Origin of the sequence: Lentzea kentuckyensis, assembly GCF_002150765.1 — a bacterium.
GTDB classification, from domain to species: Bacteria; Actinomycetota; Actinomycetes; order Mycobacteriales; family Pseudonocardiaceae; genus Lentzea; species Lentzea kentuckyensis.
In genome coordinates this window covers 68,686-86,953 of the sequence record NZ_MUYM01000017.1, presented here as the reverse complement: position 1 = coordinate 86,953, position 18,268 = coordinate 68,686, and the positions used below count along the sequence as shown (strand labels likewise).

13 protein-coding genes are annotated in these 18,268 nt (G+C 70.0%); 7 read left to right on the top strand and 6 right to left on the bottom strand.

Annotation, left to right across the window (positions count from 1 at the left end; genetic code table 11):
* Nucleotides 1-10: 10 nt before the first annotated feature.
* Nucleotides 11-988, top strand: coding sequence for a 4-hydroxy-3-methylbut-2-enyl diphosphate reductase (locus tag B0F77_RS11370; protein WP_086662803.1), 978 nt, complete (start codon nucleotides 11-13; stop codon nucleotides 986-988).
* Here B0F77_RS11370 and B0F77_RS11365 read toward each other — a convergent pair.
* The 3 genes from B0F77_RS11365 to B0F77_RS11355 all read right to left on the bottom strand — a co-directional run bounded on the left by B0F77_RS11365 (nucleotide 985) and on the right by B0F77_RS11355 (nucleotide 6,194).
* Entirely contained in the window at nucleotides 985-4,362 is a 3,378-nt protein-coding gene (locus B0F77_RS11365) for an nSTAND1 domain-containing NTPase (protein WP_143466675.1), read from the bottom strand. The two genes, B0F77_RS11370 and B0F77_RS11365, sit on opposite strands and share 4 nt — an antisense overlap.
* Nucleotides 4,363-4,455: 93 nt before the next feature.
* Nucleotides 4,456-5,193 carry a DUF6542 domain-containing protein gene (locus B0F77_RS11360; protein ID WP_086662801.1) on the bottom strand — a complete coding sequence of 246 codons (738 nt, stop codon included), beginning with the start codon at nucleotides 5,191-5,193 and terminating at the stop codon, nucleotides 4,456-4,458.
* An 89-nt stretch (nucleotides 5,194-5,282) separates the two neighbouring features.
* Nucleotides 5,283-6,194 carry a DNA recombination protein RmuC gene (locus tag B0F77_RS11355; RefSeq protein ID WP_086662800.1) on the bottom strand — a complete coding sequence of 304 codons (912 nt, stop codon included), beginning with the start codon at nucleotides 6,192-6,194 and terminating at the stop codon, nucleotides 5,283-5,285.
* A gap of 99 nt (nucleotides 6,195-6,293) precedes the next feature.
* On the opposite strand from B0F77_RS11355, the gene B0F77_RS11350 reads away from it, so the two are divergent.
* The 3 genes from B0F77_RS11350 (at nucleotide 6,294) to B0F77_RS11340 (ending at nucleotide 10,941) form a co-directional block, all read left to right on the top strand.
* The gene (locus B0F77_RS11350) at nucleotides 6,294-7,433 is read left to right on the top strand and encodes an exonuclease SbcCD subunit D (protein WP_086662799.1); all 1,140 of its coding nucleotides are present in this window, start codon (nucleotides 6,294-6,296) and stop codon (nucleotides 7,431-7,433) included.
* Nucleotides 7,430-10,306, top strand: coding sequence for an AAA family ATPase (locus B0F77_RS11345; protein WP_086662798.1), 2,877 nt, complete (start codon nucleotides 7,430-7,432; stop codon nucleotides 10,304-10,306). The genes B0F77_RS11350 and B0F77_RS11345 overlap by 4 nt, the downstream gene beginning before the upstream one ends.
* A gap of 143 nt (nucleotides 10,307-10,449) precedes the next feature.
* Nucleotides 10,450-10,941: a hypothetical protein gene (locus B0F77_RS11340; protein ID WP_086662797.1), complete on the top strand. Its 492-nt coding sequence runs from the start codon at nucleotides 10,450-10,452 to the stop codon at nucleotides 10,939-10,941.
* Here B0F77_RS11340 and B0F77_RS11335 read toward each other — a convergent pair.
* Together B0F77_RS11335 and B0F77_RS11330 are read right to left on the bottom strand one after the other, a co-directional pair.
* Nucleotides 10,938-11,435 carry a methylated-DNA--[protein]-cysteine S-methyltransferase gene (locus B0F77_RS11335; protein WP_086662796.1) on the bottom strand — a complete coding sequence of 166 codons (498 nt, stop codon included), beginning with the start codon at nucleotides 11,433-11,435 and terminating at the stop codon, nucleotides 10,938-10,940. The two genes, B0F77_RS11340 and B0F77_RS11335, sit on opposite strands and share 4 nt — an antisense overlap.
* On the bottom strand, nucleotides 11,432-12,718 hold the full coding sequence (locus B0F77_RS11330; RefSeq protein WP_086662795.1) for a bifunctional transcriptional activator/DNA repair enzyme AdaA: 1,287 nt from the start codon (nucleotides 12,716-12,718) through the stop codon (nucleotides 11,432-11,434). The genes B0F77_RS11335 and B0F77_RS11330 overlap by 4 nt, the downstream gene beginning before the upstream one ends.
* An 80-nt stretch (nucleotides 12,719-12,798) precedes the next feature.
* Between B0F77_RS11330 and ychF the strand changes: the two genes are divergently transcribed.
* Nucleotides 12,799-13,878, top strand: a complete 1,080-nt coding sequence (ychF, locus tag B0F77_RS11325; RefSeq protein ID WP_086662794.1) for a redox-regulated ATPase YchF — start codon at nucleotides 12,799-12,801, stop codon at nucleotides 13,876-13,878.
* A 145-nt stretch (nucleotides 13,879-14,023) separates the two neighbouring features.
* Here the strand turns inward: ychF and B0F77_RS11315 are convergent, their stop codons facing one another.
* Nucleotides 14,024-14,815 carry an SAM-dependent methyltransferase gene (locus tag B0F77_RS11315; protein WP_086662793.1) on the bottom strand — a complete coding sequence of 264 codons (792 nt, stop codon included), beginning with the start codon at nucleotides 14,813-14,815 and terminating at the stop codon, nucleotides 14,024-14,026.
* Between the two features lie 73 nt (nucleotides 14,816-14,888).
* On the opposite strand from B0F77_RS11315, the gene B0F77_RS11310 reads away from it, so the two are divergent.
* A complete protein-coding gene (locus tag B0F77_RS11310; RefSeq protein WP_086662792.1) occupies nucleotides 14,889-17,996 on the top strand; it encodes an AfsR/SARP family transcriptional regulator in 3,108 nt (1,035 codons plus the stop codon).
* 57 nt (nucleotides 17,997-18,053) lie between these two features.
* Nucleotides 18,054-18,209, top strand: a complete 156-nt coding sequence (locus tag B0F77_RS48665; RefSeq protein WP_086662791.1) for a DUF6131 family protein — start codon at nucleotides 18,054-18,056, stop codon at nucleotides 18,207-18,209.
* Nucleotides 18,210-18,268: the final 59 nt, after the last annotated feature.

Here is an 18,268-nt window from a genome sequence, read left to right as displayed (position 1 = left end):
CGCGTCTGAAATGCCTAGGAACGCGACTGGGTACCCTGGGGCCATGCCCAAGCGAGTCCTGTTGGCGAAGCCGCGTGGTTACTGCGCGGGCGTTGATCGTGCCGTGGAAACGGTCGAGCTCGCCCTCGAGAAGTACGGCGCACCTGTCTACGTGCGCAAGGAGATCGTCCACAACAAGTACGTCGTGGAGACGCTGTCCGACCGCGGTGCCATCTTCGTCAACGAGACGGACGAGGTTCCTGAGGGCGCACTCGTGGTGTTCTCAGCACACGGCGTGTCGCCGGCCGTGCACGAGGAGGCCGCGAACCGTTCGTTGCGCACCATCGACGCCACGTGCCCGTTGGTGACGAAGGTCCACAAAGAAGCGGTGCGGTTCGCCAAGGAGGACTACGACATCCTCCTGATCGGCCACGAGGGCCACGAGGAGGTCGAGGGCACCGCCGGTGAGGCGCCGGACCACGTGCAGCTCGTCGACACCGCCGAGGACGCCGCCAAGGTCGAGGTGCGCGACCCTTCGAAGGTCATCTGGCTGTCCCAGACGACGCTCTCGGTCGACGAGACCATGGTGCGCGTGCGGCAGCTCAAGGACCGCTTCCCGGAACTGCAGGACCCGCCGTCCGACGACATCTGCTACGCCACCTCGAACCGCCAGACCGCGGTGAAGACGATGGCGCCGTCGTGCGACCTGGTGCTCGTCGTGGGCTCGAAGAACTCCTCCAACTCGGTCCGGCTGGTCGAGGTCGCGCTGCAGCACGGCGCCAAGGCCTCGTACCTGATCGACTACGCCAAGGAGGTCGACCTGGCGTGGCTCGAGGGCGTCGAGACCGTCGGCGTCACCTCCGGCGCGTCGGTGCCGGACCTGCTGGTGATGGAGCTGCTGAAGTTCCTGGAGTCGCACGGTTACGACTCGGTCGAGGAGATCACCACGGCGAACGAGAAGATCGCCTTCTCGTTGCCGCGGGAGCTCCGCAAGGACCTGGTGCGTTAGTTCTCGACGATCCTGAGGGCCTGGGCCATGTCCAGGCCCCACACCTGGATCGCGTCCGCACCGGCGGACACCAGCTGTGAGCCGTCGGGCCGCCACGCCACGTGCGTGACGCCCCGGCTGTGTCCGCGCAGGGTCGCCCACGCGGTTCGTTCGCGCACGTCCCACACGATCACCGAACGGTCGGTGCTCCCGCTGGCGAGCCGGTTGCCGTCCGGGCTGAACTCCAGCGCCTTGACCGCGTCGGTGTGCCCGCGCAGCTCGCCGAGCTTCTGCCACGTGTTGGTGTCCCACAACGCGATCAGGCCGTCGTCGCCACCCGTCGCGAGGATCTTGCGGTCGGGGGAGAGCGCCAGCGCCCGCACCGCCGCGGAATGCGTGCGGGGCAGGGCCATGTTCTGGTTCTGGAGACCGTTGTCGCGCACCAGCACCTCGCCGTCCTCGCGGGCGAACACCAGTTGGTTGTCGCGGCGGCCGAACGCGACGGCGGTGCGCGGACCGCTGGAGTCGCCACCGAGGAAGTCCGGCTTGCTCTCCTTCTCCAACGACCACAGGGCGTCGGGTTCCGCGGCGCTCACCACCGCGATCCTGTTCTCGCCGAACGCGATGCCCGTGGTCGTGCTTCCGGCAGGGACGCTCGGTTCGCTGACCTTCTCCCCGGTCCTGGCGTCGCGCACCTGGAGCCGGCCGTTCAGGACGACCAGGTCGTGGTTCGGGCTGAAGCGACCAGAACGGCTTTGCGGCACACCGGTTTCGATGCGTTTGAGCGTGCGCAGCGTGCTGTCCCGGCGTTCGATCACGCCGGTGTCGTCGAGGGTGACGATCGAGCCGTCGTCGTCGACGGTGAGCGCGCGGACGGTGTAGCCGGCGGTCCGCGGCACGCTGCCCGGCGGCCAGAACCGCAGGGCTCGCGGGGTGAGCACGGCCAGTCCGCCGTCCGGGGAGAACTTGACGCTCCTGGCCGGCTCGTTGATCACGATCGTCGTGATGGCGTTGCCGTGCGCGACGTCCCAGATGTGCGCGCGGCCGTCCTCGCCGCCGGAGACCAGCATGCTGCCGTCGGCGCTGAGCGACAGGCTGTTGACGACACCGGTGTGCGCGGGTGGCGTGGCGACCACTGCGCCGGTCGCGAGGTCCCTGACCTGCACCTGGCCCTCGGTGGTGGCGATCGCGGCCAGCTTGCCGCCTGGCAGCAGCCGCACCCTGGTGATCTCGCCGGACTGCACCTGCAGGCCGCCGGTTCGTTGCTGTGTCCGCAGGTCCCACAACCCGATGGAGCCCGCCGTGACCAGCGCGAGCACCCGGTCGTCCGCGATGTCGAACGGGCCGTTGATCGGTCCGACCGGCAGCGAGTAGCGCACCTGGCGGGTGGCCAGGTCCCAGACGTCGCCACCGACGACGAGCGAGCGGCCGTCCGCGGTGAAGGCGACGCCACCTCGGGTGCCCTGGCGCTGGAGGACGATCTGCTCGGCCTCCGGGCCCGTCCAGAGCACGATCCGGCCGTCGTGCAGGCACACCGCGATCGTGCGGCCGTCCGGAGCGATGTCCCAGGAGTAGACCGTGCCCGTCATGCTCGGGCGCCACCTGGCCTTCAGCGCCAGGGTGGCCGTGTCGTGCACGACCAGGCCTTCCGGGCCCATCAGGGCGATGAAGTCCTTGCCGAACCCGAAGCTCCACCCGCCGAGGTGGTCGAGCTTGCGGCCCCGTGCGGACGCCGACGCGCTCAGCACGCGGCTGCGCGCCTCTGGCGTCGGATAGGTCCGGTAGGCCTCGGCGGCCTTGCGGGCGGACTGGTGGGGGTCGCTCACGACGAGTGCTTCCGAGGCCGCCGCCAGCTGCTGCGACTGCGTGATGAGGCCGAGTCGCTCGACCTCACGGCGCTGCTGGACGGCGACGACGGCGCTCGCGGCGGTGGCCACCAGCAGGGCCGTCAGGCCGACCGCGATCCAGCGCAGGCGGCGGGTGCGGCGGCGTTCGAGTGCCTTCGAGGCGCCGATGAACTCGCGTTCGGTGCCGGTCAGCTCCGGCTTGGCCCGTTCCATCCACTCGGTCGTCTCGGCGAGCCTGGTGGTCCGGTAGAGCGAGTCGGTGTCGCGACCCAGTTCCTGCCACGTGCGGGCGGCGTCGGTGAGCCTGCGGTGCGTGCTGAGGCCCTCGCGGTCCTCGTCCAGCCACGCCCGGAGCCGCGGCCAGGCCTGGAACAGGGCCTCGTGCGTCACCTCGACCGTGTGCTCGTCGACGGTGATCAGCCTGGTGTCGGCGAGGACGTCGAGGACCTCCTCGCCCACGACGTCCTGGCGCGGGACGGGGCGTTTGGTGCCGTCGGCGCTGAGCCGGAGCAGGAGCTGTTTGGCCAGCCGCTGCTCTTCCTCGTCCAGGGTGGCGAACGCGGCCTCGGCGCTCTGCGCGAGCGCGCCCTGGATACCGCCGGCGGACTGGTAGCCGCCGAGGGTGAGGGTGTTGCCGCGTCTGCGGTGCCACGTCTCGAGCAGCGCGTGGGACACGAGGGGGAGCACGCCGCTGCGGCCCGCGGCCTCGGCCACGAGGGTGCTCAGCAGGGCCGTTTCGACGGTGCAGCCGACGGTCGCGGCCGGCTGGGTGATCGCGCGGCGCAGCTCGTCCGGGGTCATCGTGCCGAGCAGCACCTGGGCGTCGGTCAGCGCGTCCGCGAGCTTCGGGTACTGGGCGCAGTGCGGGTAGAAGTCGGACCGGACCGCGATGACCTTCTTGCAGTCGGCGGTGAGCAGCGCGTCGAGGAACGCGGCGCGCTGGACCTCGTCCTCGCAGAGCGTGAAGAGCTCCTCGAACTGGTCGACGACCAGCAGGTCCGGGTACCGCGCGAGCGCGTCGGAGATGGCGGCGTCGGGGTCCTGGCCTGGAGTGCACACCACCGCGTTATCGAACCTCGCCGCGATACCGGCCCGCAGCAGCGACGACTTGCCCTCACCGGACGCGCCGAACACCGCGAGGAACCGCTGCCGGTCCAGCCGGTCGAGCAACGTGCGGGTCAGCGCCTCGCGGCCGAAGAACCTGTCGGCGTCCTCGGTGGTGAACGGGTTCAGACCCACGTACGGCGACGGTCCGTCGACGGCCCTGCTCTGTGCCATCGCGACCGCCAGGTCGTGCCAGCGGCGTTCCCACGCGGGTTCGTCGCCCTGGCAGGCCCGGACGTAGGCGAGCGTGACGTCGAGGCCGGGCAGCTTGCGCCCGCCTGCCGCGTCGGACAGCGTGCTCGCCGAGAAGTGCGCTTTGCGGGCCAGATCCCGATAGCTCGGTTTGCCCGCGTTTGTGCGCAGCTGTCTCAAGTCTGCGGCGAACAGCAGCAACGGACTGTCGCCCTCGTCCAGTGGACGTTCTCCCCTAGGCATCGAACTCATGCTGGCAGAGTGCGTGCTGGTCAGGGGGTTGTTGTCCGGGATCCGTTGTACGGCGTTCGCGGGGGCGATCACGAACAACGGGCGTTGGTGCGGTTAGCGCTCCTCGCGCGGGGGGCGGGGCCTGCGCTGACCGGCCGGACGCTCGCCACGGGCCGCACCGTCCGGACGCGGGCGGCGGGCGGGCGCACCCTCGGGGCGCGGCCGCCGGACTGGAGCGCCTTCGCGGCCTTCACGGTTTTCGCGGCCTTCCGGGCGGGGACGGCGCGGACGGTCCTCGTCCTGCTCCTCCCGCGGCCGGCGGACCGGCTTGCCGCGTTCCCGGATCTCCGCCTTGGCCTCGCGGACCTCGTCCTTGGACGGCCGGTTCGGGTCCTTCTGGATGACCATGCGCAGGATGCCCACCGCGACGGTGACGGCGGTGGTGATGGCCATGACCGGGAAACTGTCGATCAGCGGCTTGCCCAGGCCGAGGGCCATGTTGGCGAGGCCGCCCTTCTGGACGCCACCGGTGAACAGCACCAGCACGGGCACCGTGGCGGCCAGGACGAGCGGCGGCTGCACCATCGGCGCGAACAGGCTGCGGCGCTGGACCAGCAGGATCGCGGCGAGGGCGCCGACGAAGAACACGGCGATGAACGTCCAGCCGACGGTCTTGCTGGAGTTGATGTCGATGAACGCGCCGATGAACGCCGGGACCAGGGAGGACAGGATCGCAGCCCACCACGGGATGCCCTTGAACTCGCCGAAGACGGCCCGGTAGTTCCACGGAACCGCGTCGTAGTCCTCGACGTCGTCATCGAAGGCTGCTGAACGCTCGCGCAACGCACTCACGCCGCACACGGTAGCCGTTCGGCCAATCGGTGTTTGTGAGTCCGTGGGTTTCTCACCCAGAAGCAACCTTTGCGCACGCTGCGTGCGTTTTAAGCGGACTGTTCGTCCGCCCTTCGGACCAGGGGGAGGGGCGTGGGGGTGGCGGAGGCGTCGGTCAGCGGCTCCACGCTCGCCCGGAAGCCCTCCAGGGCGTCCAGCTCGCGGCGCCGTGCACTCAGGAACCGCTGCAGGTGCGTGGTGGAGAGGTTGACCGCCTCGATCGCGGTGTCGGCGGCCCGGTTCGCCCGGCCGGCCTGCAGCCTGACCTGCTCGACGTCGTCGGCCAGCGCCCGTTCGGTGACCGCGAACATCGCGCTCGACGCGATCACGGCGAACCCGGTCGGGCCGCACAGGAAGACGCGGCGGTCCAGCAGCCAGCGCAGCAGTTCGGGGTCGGTGTCCAGGGCGGCGACCACCGCGCCGTCGTTGGGGACGAACATGATCGTGCCGTAGATGGCGTCCGCCCAGCGCTGGTAGCCCTTGCCGGCCAGTTCGGCGGCGCGCGAGCGGATGTTGCGGACGTGCACCCGCAGCGCGTCCTGACGTTCCTGCGGATCGTCCGTTTCGACCGCTTCGGCCCAACAGGCCATGGACATCTTCGAGTCGACGGGGACCGCACGACCGCCGCCGACGTTCAGCACCATGTCCGGACGCACGGCTCCACCGCCGGCAACGTCCGTTTGCAGCGTGTAGTGGAGGTTTTCCCTCAGGCCGAGTGCGCGCGCCGTTTCGACGAGCACCTGTTCGCCGAGTTCACCGCGGCCACTCACGCTGGAGAACGCCACTTCGTAGCGTTGCAGGGCTTGTTGCTGGGCGTCGTAGCGCGCGCGTTCGGTGCCGATGGCGGCGAGCGCTTCGTCGGTGCGGCGGACGCTGTCCTGGTAGAGGCGCCAGACGAACAGCAGCGCCCCGGCACTGACGAGCGCCAGGACGAGCGAGGCGGTGATGATCACTGCGGTCACGGCACCGATGATGCTCCCCCAAAGATGTTGAACTCGATCGGGTGACACGCCGGGAACCCTCCCGGAGATTTGTCAGACCCCGTCTCTACGGTTGGTGCCATGCGGATCCTGCACACCTCCGACTGGCACGTGGGGCGCACCTTCCACGGCCGCGACCTGCTCGTGGAGCAGGAGTCGGTGCTGAGCGGCCTCGCTGACCTGGTGTCTTCCGAGAAGGTCGACGTCGTGGTCATCTCCGGCGACCTCTACGACCGCGCGGTGCCGTCCGCCGACGCGGTGTCGTTGTGCGCGCGCGTGCTGATGCGCATCCGCGCGGCCGGGGCGCGGATCGTGATCACCCCTGGCAACCACGACTCGGCGGCGCGGATCGGGGTGTTCGGCGAGTTCGCCGAGGCGGGCGGCCTGCACCTGCGCACGCAGATCTCGTTGCTGGACAAGCCGGTCGAGCTTTCGGACGAGCACGGGCCGGTTCTGGTGTACGGCATTCCGTTCCTGGAGCCGGAGCCCGCGAGGCACGTGCTCGGGGTGGCGGAGAAGGGGCACGCCCCGGTTCTCGGTGAGGCGATGCGGCGTATTCGCGCTGACCTGGCCGGTCGTTCCGGTCGATCGGTGGTGCTGGCGCACGCGTTCGTCACCGGCGGGGCGCCGTCGGAGTCCGAGCGCACGATCGCGGTGGGCGGCGTGCAGGACGTGTCGATGCAGGTGTTCTCGGGCGTCGACTACGTGGCGCTCGGGCATCTGCACGGGCCGCAGACCCTGGCGGAGAACCTGCGGTACTCGGGTTCGCCGCTGGCGTACTCGTTCTCCGAGGCGCGGCACCGCAAGTCGGTGTGGCTGGTGGAACTGGACGCGGGCGGGCTCGTCGGGGTGGAGCGGCGGGATCTGCCGGTGCCGCGCCCGCTGGCCTCGCTGACCGGTACGTTGGCCGAGGTGCTGGAGGATCCGGCGCACACGCCTTTCGAGGGCCACTTCCTGTCGGTGGTTCTGACGGACCAGGTCCGGCCGATGGACGCGTTGCGGCAGTTGCAGAAGCGCTTCGAGCACGCGGTGCACGTGGAATGGCGGCCGGAGCAGGGGCTGCAGCACACCATGACTTACGCGGACCGGGTGCGCGGCCGTTCCGACGAGGAAGTGGCCTGCTGCTTCGTGTCGGACGCGCGGGGTTCCGAGCCCTCCGAGGCGGAGAAGGCGTTGCTGCGCGAGGCGTTCTCGTCGGTGGCGAGGGAGCAGGAGCAATGAGACTGCACCGCCTGGAGCTGACCGCGTTCGGCCCGTACCCGCGGCCGGAGACGGTCGACTTCGACGAGCTGGGCGCGGACGGGTTGTTCCTGCTGCACGGCGACACGGGCGCCGGCAAGACGACGTTGCTCGACGCGGTGGCGTTCGCGCTGTTCGGGCGGGTGCCGGGCGCGCGTGGCGACGTGAAGAAGCTGCGTTGCGAGTACGCCGATCCCGAGGTGCCGACGTCGGTTTCGCTGGAGCTCACCGTGCAGTCGCGGCGGTTCCGGATCGTGCGCTCGCCGGAGTTCGACCGCCCGAAGAAGCGCGGCGGCGGCTTCACCACGCAGCCCGCGAAGGCCTCGCTGACCTGGCTCGAAGGCTGGGAGGGCGAGGGCATCACCCGCATCGACGACGTGGCGCGCGCCGTCGAGGACATGCTCGGCATGTCGTACGAGCAGTTCTTCCAGGTCGTGTTGCTGCCGCAGGGCGAGTTCGCGCGATTTTTGCGCTCGGACACGGCCGAACGCGAGGTGTTGCTGGAGAAGCTCTTCGGCACTGAGCGGTTCCTCGACGTCGAGAAGTGGTTCCGCGACAAGCGGGTCGTGGCCGGTCGCGTGCTGGAGGAGCGCCGTCAGGGCGCCTCCGAGCTGATGCACCGCGTGGCCGAGGCGGCTTCGGAGGAGCCGTCGTTCGAGCCGGGCTGGCTGGAATCGGTGCTGGAGCGGCTTTCTCTCGCGGTGTCCGAGGCCGAGGAGCTGTCCGTCGAAACGGCCGGCGTGGCCGACGGTGCGGACGCCCTGCTGGCCCAGGCCCGCGTGCACGCCGACCAGATCCGCCGCGTCCGCGAGGCCCGCGACCTGCTGGCTCGCGTGGAAGACGCCGACTCGGCGTCGTGGTTCGCCGAACGCGACGCGGCCCGGCGCGCGATCCCGGTCGTGCCGGCCTTCGGTGAGATCGCGAAACTCCAGCAGTCCTACGAGTTCGCTCTTCGTGACGAGACTCGCGCTTTCGAATCGTTGGAGCGCCTGGGTTATTCGGGTTCGGAGCTGCGGGAGGACGCCGAGCGTTACCGCGAGGAAGCCGGTGGCCTGGGCGAACTGGCCGCGGAGGCCGAACGCCAGCAGGCCGACGTGCGCAAGCTGTCGGTGCTGAAGAACTCGTCGTACCAGGTAGAACGCCGCCTGCTGGCCCTGAACGCCGAACTCGAGGTGCTGCCCGAACGCCTGGCGCAGTGCCGCCAGCAGCTCGACGCGGCCGCGGAGGCCTCGGCGCGGCTGGAGGGCCTGAAAGCCCGCGCGGACGCCGCGTCAGCCCTGCCGGACGCCGGAGTTGCGTTGGAGCGCACCAAAAAGGAGCTGCACCAGGCCATCGACGTCCACCAGAAGGCCAAGGACGTCCTCCAGCAGGTCCGCCACCAGCGCCTCGAGAACATGGCCATCGAACTGGCCGCGGCCCTGAAACGCGGCAAACCCTGCGCGGTCTGCGGCTCGCCGTCGCACCCCGCCCCCGCGCAACCGATGCTGGGCGGCGTCGACGCGACCGACGAGGAGGAAGCGGCCCACGACGAACAGCAGGCCCTCGACCGCCGCACCGAGGCCGAACGCGCCGCCCACGCCGCCGAGCTGCGCATCCAGGCCTGCTGGGAAGCCCTGGGCTCCGACGAGCCGGCGTTCGTGCTGGCGGAGTACCGCGCCGCGCTGGAGTTGGCCCGCACCCGTTCGCAGCGCCAGAACGAGTTCGTCGGCCTGGAAGCCAAGACCAGAGAGCTGGGCGCCGAGAAGGCCCAGGTCGAACAGGACCTGGTAGGCCTCCGCACCGAACACACGTCGCTGGTCGCGGTCGTGTCGGAACGCGGCACCCGCCTGGACAAGGCCCGCGGCGAACACGAAGACGTCCTGACCCGCCGCGACCACCTGCTGCGGCTCTCGAAGGCGTTGCTGGAACTGGCCGACCGCCGCGCAGCCCGCGACGCCGCCCTAGCGCGCGTCGAGGAACAGCAGGCGTCGGTAGCGGCTCTGGCCGCCGAGGCCGGCTTCCCGGACGTGGACGCGGCCCTGTCGGCCGCCCGGCCCGCGGTCAAACTCCAGGCGCTGGACGAGCGAATCGCGGCCTGGGAACGCGCCCGCGCCTCAGCCCTGGCGACCCTGGAAGAACTGGCCGAGGTGGACCCGGCCACCGAGGTGGACCTGAACGAGGTGACCGCCGCCGCCTCGTCCGCCCGCGCCGCAGCGTCCTCGGCCGCGACCCGCCTGGCCCGAGCCCGCGCCGCGTTCGAACGCGTGAGCGAGTTGGCCGCTCGACTGCGCGCGGAGTGGAAGTCGTTGGAGCCTTTGGAGGCCTCGTACGCGGAGCTCGACGCGTTGACCGACGTGATCAACGGCCGCGGGCAGAACTCCAAGAAGATGACGCTGCGGTCGTACGTACTCGCTGCGCGCCTGGAGGAGGTGGCCGTGGCCGCCTCGGCTCGGCTGCACCGGATGAGTCAGGGGCGGTACAGCTTCGTGCACTCCGACTCGGCGGGGGCCCGTGGCACGCGCGGTGGGTTGAACCTGGACGTTCTGGACGACTACTCGGGGCGGTCTCGTCCGGCCAAGACCTTGTCCGGTGGCGAGTCGTTCCTCGCGTCGTTGTCGCTGGCTTTGGGGTTGGCCGATGTGGTGGCCAACGAGACCGGCGGGGCGTTGCTGGACACGTTGTTCGTGGATGAGGGGTTCGGGACTTTGGACTCCGACACCTTGGACATCGTGATGAACACTTTGGACGAGTTGCGGGCTGGGGGGCGGGTGGTTGGGCTGGTGTCGCATGTGGAGGAGTTGCGGCAGCGGATTCCTACTCGGTTGAGGGTTCGGAAGGCTCGGTCTGGGTCGACGCTTGAGGTTTCGCTGGGCTGAGGGTTCGTGTGGGGTGGCTTGCGTTGTGGGGGCTGGTCGGGTTGGCACCGTGCGGGTCGGCTTGCGTGGGCGGCGAGCTCATGCCAACCCGTCCGCGTCTCACCCAGATCGCACTCGTGTGCTCGACCCTCTAACCTCGGCCCGTGCTGTCCCACGTGGAAGTCACCGCGCGCGTCACGGTTACCCCGGCCGCCCACTTCGTGTGGTCGAACCGGCTCGACTACTCCCATGACTGCTTTGTGTGCCAACGCGTTGCCCGCCTCGTGCAGCTCCAGCACGGCACGCCGTACGGCCTCTGCGCCGACAACGAGCACCTTGCCCCCATCCGCATCAGCGGGTGTGACATGACGGATCACGGGAGCGAGCGCAGGCTGCGCTGGCGTGTTTCGTTCTGGTGGGCGCCGTTCAGCGACCCGAGGGAGCCGGAGATCCGCGCTTCGGAGTTGCCCGTCCAGCCGTGGGCCAAGGTGCACTACCGCGCTGGCTGTCACAACTGCCGGGACAACAGGGTTGACGACTGGCTCGGCATCGAAGGGGAGTTGACGTCTGGCGCGGCCCCCGTCGTGAGTTCGTGCCCGCGGTGCGGGACGGAGCTGTTGACCGGGTCCGCGCCGGAGATCAACCTCGTCGGTTAGGCCTCGTGGGCCAGCAGCCAGCGCTTGACGTCCAGGCCCCAGCGGAAGCCGCCCAGGTTGCCGCCGATTCGGATCACGCGGTGGCACGGCACGAAGAGCGCCGCCGAGTTGCGTGCGCAGGCCGAGGCCGCGGCGCGGATTGCTGCCGGGCGGCCGGAGAGTTCGGCGTACTCGCTGTAGGTCACGGGTTCGCCGGCCTTGACGGTGCGCAGGACGTCCCACGCGTGTTGCAGGAACGGGCCGGACTTCTGGCGGACCTCGATGGTGTCGATCGAGGTCAGGTCGCCTTCGTGGTAGGCGATCACGGCCTTGGTGACGTCGCCCAGGTCGGGGCGCGGAGAGAGGTCGGACGGCATCAGGGACGCGTGGATCTGGGGGGTCAGCAGGGCGATGTCGTCGGTCCAGCCGCTCGCCAGCACCGCTCCGTCCGGCGCGACGATCACGGTGAACGGCCCCGCCGGGGTGTCCACAGTGGACGTGTGTGCGACGCTCATGATGTTGCTGCCTTCCTCGTCAGGTGTGCTCCGGCGTAGGAGCGCCACGGCCGCCACTCGGGGCCGTGGGAAGCCAGGTGTGGTGAGTCCGGCGGGAGCACCAGCACGTCCGGAGCGCCCAGGACTCGCATGGCTACCTCGTCGGCGACGGAAGTGCCGACCAGGGGTGCCAGTTCTTCGGTCAGGTCTTCCGGCGAGCGGCCCACGTCGATGGCGAGTCTGCCGCTTGCCAGTGCCTCGGTGACGGGGTGGTCCCCCGCCGAGTAGAGGTGGGTCAGGGTGCCGTCCGGGATCTGCAGCGGCACGCCCGCGAACGGGGCCACCAGGCGGAGCAGGGTTTCGGCGCCGTCGACGCTGCCCGGCACGCGGATGCCGGGGACCGCGCGGACCAGCGGGCCGATGATCGGGTCGGCGCTCAGGAACGTGTCCACGGCGACCGGGTCGGCGTCGAGGTCCAGCAGGCGGCGCACGCGGGAGACGGCGGCGCCCAGGTCGCGGACGTCGGCCAGCCTCAGCGAGCACAGGACGTGGTCTGCCGGGAACGTCAGCCGGACAGTTGCTTCGCCGTGTGGCAGCGACAACGTCCGTGCGTAGGAATCGGACGTCACCTCTTCCACGCCCGGCAGCGCGTTCGCGCGGAAGTGCAGCAACAGGCCGTCTGCGTCGAACGGCGGTCGGTAGGGGAGTCGCAGCACGATCCGGCCTGGCGTGCCGACCGGGGTCTTGCCGCGGCCGCGCATGTCGGACGGCGTCGAGGCGAACACCATGCGGATGGTGTCGTTGAACTGCCGCACGGACGCGAAGCCCGCGGCGAACGCGATGTCCGCGAACGGCAGTTCGGTCGTCTCGATGAGCAACCGTGCGGCGTGCGCGCGGTGGGCGCGGGCCAGGGCCAGCGGTCCGGCGCCCAGTTCGGAGGTCAGCACTCGGGTGAGGTGGCGTTCCGAGTAGCCCAGGCGGGAGGCCAGGCCGGTCACGCCGTCGCGTTCGACGACGCCGTCGCTGATCAGGCGCATCGCGCGGCCGGCCAGGTCGGCGCGGAGGTTCCACTCCGGCGAGCCCGGCACGGCGTCCGGGAGGCACCGGCGGCAGGCGCGGAAGCCGGCCGACTGCGCGGCGGCGGCGGTCAGGAAGAACTGGCTGTTCCGGCGCTTCGGGGTCACCGCGGGGCACGACGGCCGGCAGTAGATGCCGGTCGTGCGGACCGCGTGGATGAAGCACCCGTCGAACCGGGCGTCACGTGCGGCGCAGACCCGGTAGGCGTGTTCTTCGTCAATGACCATGCCGTCGATCCTGCCAGCGGGAACGGCCGATGGCTCGCGGGAATCGGACACGACCGTCGTCTGCCGTAGACTCGCTCCCCGTGAGTTTGACCCTCGGTATCGTCGGCCTGCCCAACGTTGGCAAGTCCACCCTCTTCAACGCGCTCACGCGCAACGACGTGCTCGCCGCGAACTACCCGTTCGCGACCATCGAGCCGAACGTGGGCGTCGTGCCGTTGCCGGACGCGCGCCTCACCAAGCTCGCCGAGATCTTCGGCTCCGAGCGCGAGGTGCCCGCCGTGGTGTCGTTCGTCGACATCGCGGGCATCGTCAAGGGCGCGTCGGAGGGCGAGGGCCTCGGCAACAAGTTCCTCGCCAACATCCGCGAGGCGAACGCGATCTGCCAGGTCATCCGCGTCTTCGACGACCCGGACGTCGTGCACGTCGACGGCCGCGTGGACCCGTCGAGCGACATCGAGACGATCAACACCGAGCTGATCCTCGCCGACCTCCAGACCCTCGAGAAGGCCATCCCGAGGATCGAGAAGGAGGCGCGGATGCAGAAGGACCGCCGCGTCGTCCTGGAGAACGCGAACAGGGCCAAGGAAATCCTGGACTCCGGCCGCACGCTGTTCTCGGCACAGTCCGAAGTGGACGGCGAACTGCTGCGTGAGCTCTCCCTGCTCACCACCAAGCCGTTCCTCTACGTCTTCAACGCCGACGAGGGCGTGCTGACCGACGAGGCCCGCATGAAGGAACTGCGCGAGCTGGTCGCCCCGGCCGACGCGGTGTTCCTCGACGCCAAGGTCGAGTCCGAGCTGCTGGAGCTCGACGAGGAGTCGGCCCGCGAGCTGCTGGAGTCGATCGGCCAGCACGAGCCGGGCCTGTACTCGCTGGCCCGCGCGGGCTTCCACACCCTCGGCCTGCAGACCTACCTGACGGCGGGTCCGAAGGAAGCGCGCGCCTGGACCATCCCGCAGGGTGCGACCGCGCCGCAGGCCGCCGGTGTCATTCACACCGACTTCGAGAAGGGCTTCATCAAGGCCGAGGTCGTGTCGTTCGACGACCTGGTCGCGGCTGGCTCGAAGGCGGACGCGAAGGCGGCGGGCAAGGTCCGCATGGAGGGCAAGGACTACGTGATGGTCGACGGCGACGTGGTGGAGTTCCGCTTCAACGTCTGAGCATCTGGCGACAACGAGCGCTCTGCGGCATCCAGCAACTCCTGGTAAGTGATCACCTCGACTCGCGCGAGGTGCGAGTTCTGGACGCGCAGAGCCTCGTTGATCGTCGATTCGGGCACGTCGGGCTGGAACTTCGGATGCCCGATCAGGCCAGCTCGGCCGTGCAGAGCGCGGTCGCGTTCGACGCCGCCGGATCCATGAAGTCCGGCAGCGGCCGCCCGTAAGCCTCAGCGAGCGCCGGCACCCGATCCGTCGACACGGTCCAGCCGTGCGCGGCCAGCCACAGCGCCGGGTCGTCGACGGTCGCCACGAACTCCGCGCCCATGCCGCGGATCCGGGCCAGCGCGTCCACCACCGCCTCGCGTCCGTCGGCCGAGGTGCCCATGTGGTCGAACGCGAACCGGCTGCCGGGCTCCGAGAGTGCTGAGATCGCGTCCAGCAGGCGTTTCTTGTCCGGCTCTGTCAGGTACTGCAGCAGGCCCTCGGCGATCCACGCGGTGGGTCGCTCGGGGGAGAAGCCGGCGGCGGTCAGTGCCGCCGGCCAGCCGTCGCGCAGGTCGATCGGCACCACGACCCGCGAACATGCGGCAACCAGGGCCGCGTCGGCTATCAGGGTGGCCTTGAAGTCGAGGAGTTCTGGCAGGTCCAGTTCGAACAGGCGGACGTCGGCCGGCCAGGGCAGGCGGAACGCGCGGGCGTCCAGGCCAGCGGCGAGCACGACCACCTGCGACGCGTCCGCGGACAGCACGAAGTTGTCGTAGAAGCGGGTGCGGACGGCCATGAACTCGGCCGCGCCCGGTGGGGCCGGCGGGATTTGTTCCGCGGCGGAGGCCACCACGGCCGCGGCGAGAGGGTCGTTGTGCAACCGGTCCGGGCGGGCGGCCTCGGTTGCTCGCATCGACGCGACCCACAACGCTGTCCTGCTCACTGCCTGCATGAGGTGAGGCTGGCATCGCGCCGGGGCCCGCGTCGACCGCGCGTCTCACCTCGCGCACCTAGACTTCCGCGGCGTGAGAGCTGAGTACCGGGTGCTGGGACCGTTGGAGGTGCTGCTCGACGGCGAGCCAGTGCCCCTGCCTGCTGGGCGCGGACGTGTGCTCCTCGCGACGTTGTTGTTGCGCGCCAACCAGTTCGTGTCGGTCGACGAGCTGGTCGAGCGGGTGTGGGAGGGCGAGCCGCCGGATCTCGACCGGGCGCACAAGACGCTGCACACAGTGGTGATGCGGCTGCGGCAGGCGCTTGGTGAGGCGAACTGCGTGCGCACCGAGATCGGCGGATACGTGGCCGAGGTCGCGTCCGAGCAGCTCGACCTCGCGCGGTTCCGCGAGCTGGTCGCGCACCAGGAGTTCGAGGGCGCGCTGGCGTTGTGGCGCGGGCCGGTGCTGGGCAACGTCGCCTCGGAGTCGCTGCACCGCGACGAGGTGCCCCTGCTGATCGAGGAGCAGCTCGCCGCGCTGGAGAAGCGGATCGAAAAGGACCTCACGACGGGGCGGTCGGCGGAGCTGGTCCCGGAGCTGCAGGACCTCACCCGCAGGCATCCGTTGCGCGACAGGTTCTGGGGCCATCTGATGCTCGCGCTGTACCGGTCCGGGCAGCAGGCCGGCGCGCTCGCGGCGTATCGGCAGGTCAGCGAGATGCTGGCGGAGGAACTGGGGATCGATCCGGCGCCCGCGCTGCGGGAGTTGCACGAACAGATCCTGCGCGGCGAGGTCGGGTCGCCGAAGGAGAAGGTGCCCACACCCCGGCAGCTGCCGCCGGAGCTGACGACGTTCGTCGGGCGTGAGGGGGACGTCGAACGGCTTGCCGCGAGCGCGGCGCGGGTGCTGGTCGTCACGGGCACCGGCGGGGTGGGCAAGACGTCGCTCGCCGTGCACTTCGCGCACCGGATTGCCGGGCGCTTCGAGGACGGGCAGGTCTTCGTGAACCTGCGCGGCCAGGACCCGGTGCGGGCGATGACGCCGCAGGAGGCGTTGACCCTCGTGCTCAAGGGGCTGGGCGTCGAGTCCGTGCCGGTCGGCCTGGACGAACAGGTGGCGCTCTACCGCTCGCTGGTCGCGGACCGGAAGTTGTTGCTGGTGCTGGACAACGCCGCGAACGCCGAGCAGGTGCGGCCGCTGCTGCCCGCGTCCGCCGGAGTGCTGGCGATCGTCACCAGCCGCGGTGACCTGCGCGGGCTGGCTCTGCACGACGCGGAGCTCCTGCGGTTGCCGACGCTGAGCGACGACGGCGGCACGCGGCTGCTGGAACGGGTGCTCGGCGAGGAGCGCGTGCGGGCCGAGGCGAACGCCGCGGCAGCGCTGGTGCGGTTGTGCGGTGGGCTGCCGCTGGCCCTGCGCATCGCGGCCGCGGACCTGGGCGCGCAGGAGATGATGACCATCGCGGACAAGGTCGCGCACCTCGACGACGACCGGCTCGGGGAGCTGGCGGTGCCCGGCGACCCCGCGGCCGCGGTCAGCGTCGTCTTCGACGAGAGCTACTCCTCGCTGCCCGAGGACGCGCGGCTGGTGCTGCGGCGACTGGGATTGCTGCCCGGCGCGGACTTCACCGCCAACGACGCCGCCGTGATCGCCGGCCTGCCCAACGTCCGCCGTCACCTCAACCAGCTCGTTGGCGTCCATCTCGTCGAACAGCACGGCACCCGCTTCGCCCTGCATGACCTGTTGCGGGTGTACGCGCGTGAACGGTGCACGAGCGAGGAGGCCGACGAGGCCATCACACGGCTGTACGACTTCTACCGCCGCATGACCAACGACGCGGCTGAGCTGCTGTTCCCAGACCAGCGACGGTTCCCGCTCTCCACCACCACGACCCAGTTGCCCGACGTGGTGCTGAAGACACCGGACGAGGCATTCGCGTGGATGACCGCCGAGTACCAGAACCTGGTCTCGACCGTGGTGGTCGCGACCGAGCGACGCGAGTACTGGCCCGCCAACGAGATCGCTGCCGTGCTCACCGGCTACTGCTACGAGACCCGCGACGACACGAACTGGTCGGCGTTGTGCGAGATCCGGGACCGAGCGGCCCACGAGTCCGGTGAGGACGTGCTGATCGCCAACGCGGACCTCTCCTACGCGATCTACCGTTTCTCCCAGGGCGACTTCGTGCGGGCCAAGGAGCTCACGGACGTGGCGCTCGGCCTGGCCGTGGGGATGGGCGACCTGCGGGTCCAGGCGTCCGCGCACAGGGTCCTGGGAGGGGTGTGCCGCGCGGCCGGGGATGTGAAGGCCGCACTCCATCACCAGCACCAGGCGCTCGCGATCGACGAGCAGCGAGGTGAGACCGAAGGCCAGGCCCTGGTCCTGCTCGCCATCGCCGCGATGTCGTTCAACATTCCCGACCTCCTCGGCGCGGAGAAGTCACTGCTCAGGGCGCTGGAGCTCAGCAACTCGCCAGGAGTGCGCGGACACGCCCACGCCTCGCTGAACGGCGTCTACACCGAACTGGGCCGGTTTCCGGACGTGCTGGCGCACCAGGCCGCGTACGTCGCACTGCAGGCAGACCTCGGGCACCCCCGGCAGCTCACGATCGGCACCATCGCCGCCGTGCGGGCGAAGCTGGGGCTCCGCCAGGTCGACGAGGCGTTCGACCTCATGATCGACGTGCTCGACGAGGTGCGGCTGCGGTCCAGTTTCGAGGAGGAGCTCGACGCCCTGCACGCGTTGGCCGACCTGTTCGACGACTGCGACGCACATGAAGACGCGTTGGCAGCCGTACAGCTGCAGCTCAAGATCGTGGACAGCGAGAAGATGACCGAATACCGGATCACCGCTCACTGGTCGGCCGCGCGGGCGTATCGCAAACTCGGCGACTACGAGAACGCGGCGCACCATCTGAGCGAAGTGCGGGCACGTCTCGACGCCGACCACCTCCTGTACGCGGGAAATGAACTCAAGGAGCGCGCGTTGCTGCACCTCGCGCTCGGCGAGACGGAGGAGGCGCTGCGGTGCGCGGAGGAGTCCGTCGCCACGCACAGCCGGTATCACCAGCGGCATCTGGAGGGACAGTCACTCCAGGCACTCGCGGAAGTACGCCGAGCGACCGGTGACATCGACGGCGCGGCGGAGGCGGAACTATTGGCCGCCAATGCTTATCGGGATTGCGGAGTCCCCGTGTCATGAGGTTTGTACCGACACCGGTGGGGTAGCCCAGAGAAGGATTCCCCACCTGGAGGTGTCATGATCGTCCTCGGTCTGATTCTGCTCGTCGTCGGATGGCTGGCCGGTATCAGCATCCTGACGACCATCGGAGTGGTGCTTCTGGTGATCGGCGCCATCCTCGCCGTCCTCGGCGCGGTGGGCAAGCCGGTTGGCGGTCGCGCGCACTACTTCTGATGCCGTCCGGCATCCCTTTCCTCACTGAGGAAAGCGAAAGAGGGAGCCTCCACATGGGA

Bases quoted from the DNA above. Each gene is read 5' to 3' on its own strand.
- B0F77_RS11370 (WP_086662803.1), top strand. From the start codon at position 11: ATGCCTAGGAACGCGACTGGGTACCCTGGGGCCATGCCCAAGCGAGTC.
- B0F77_RS11365 (WP_143466675.1), bottom strand. From the start codon at position 4,362: ATGAGTTCGATGCCTAGGGGAGAACGTCCACTGGACGAGGGCGACAGT.
- B0F77_RS11350 (WP_086662799.1), top strand. From the start codon at position 6,294: ATGCGGATCCTGCACACCTCCGACTGGCACGTGGGGCGCACCTTCCAC.
- B0F77_RS11345 (WP_086662798.1), top strand. From the start codon at position 7,430: ATGAGACTGCACCGCCTGGAGCTGACCGCGTTCGGCCCGTACCCGCGG.
- B0F77_RS11335 (WP_086662796.1), bottom strand. From the start codon at position 11,435: ATGAGCGTCGCACACACGTCCACTGTGGACACCCCGGCGGGGCCGTTC.
- B0F77_RS11330 (WP_086662795.1), bottom strand. From the start codon at position 12,718: ATGGTCATTGACGAAGAACACGCCTACCGGGTCTGCGCCGCACGTGAC.
- B0F77_RS11315 (WP_086662793.1), bottom strand. From the start codon at position 14,815: ATGCAGGCAGTGAGCAGGACAGCGTTGTGGGTCGCGTCGATGCGAGCA.
- B0F77_RS48665 (WP_086662791.1), top strand. From the start codon at position 18,054: ATGATCGTCCTCGGTCTGATTCTGCTCGTCGTCGGATGGCTGGCCGGT.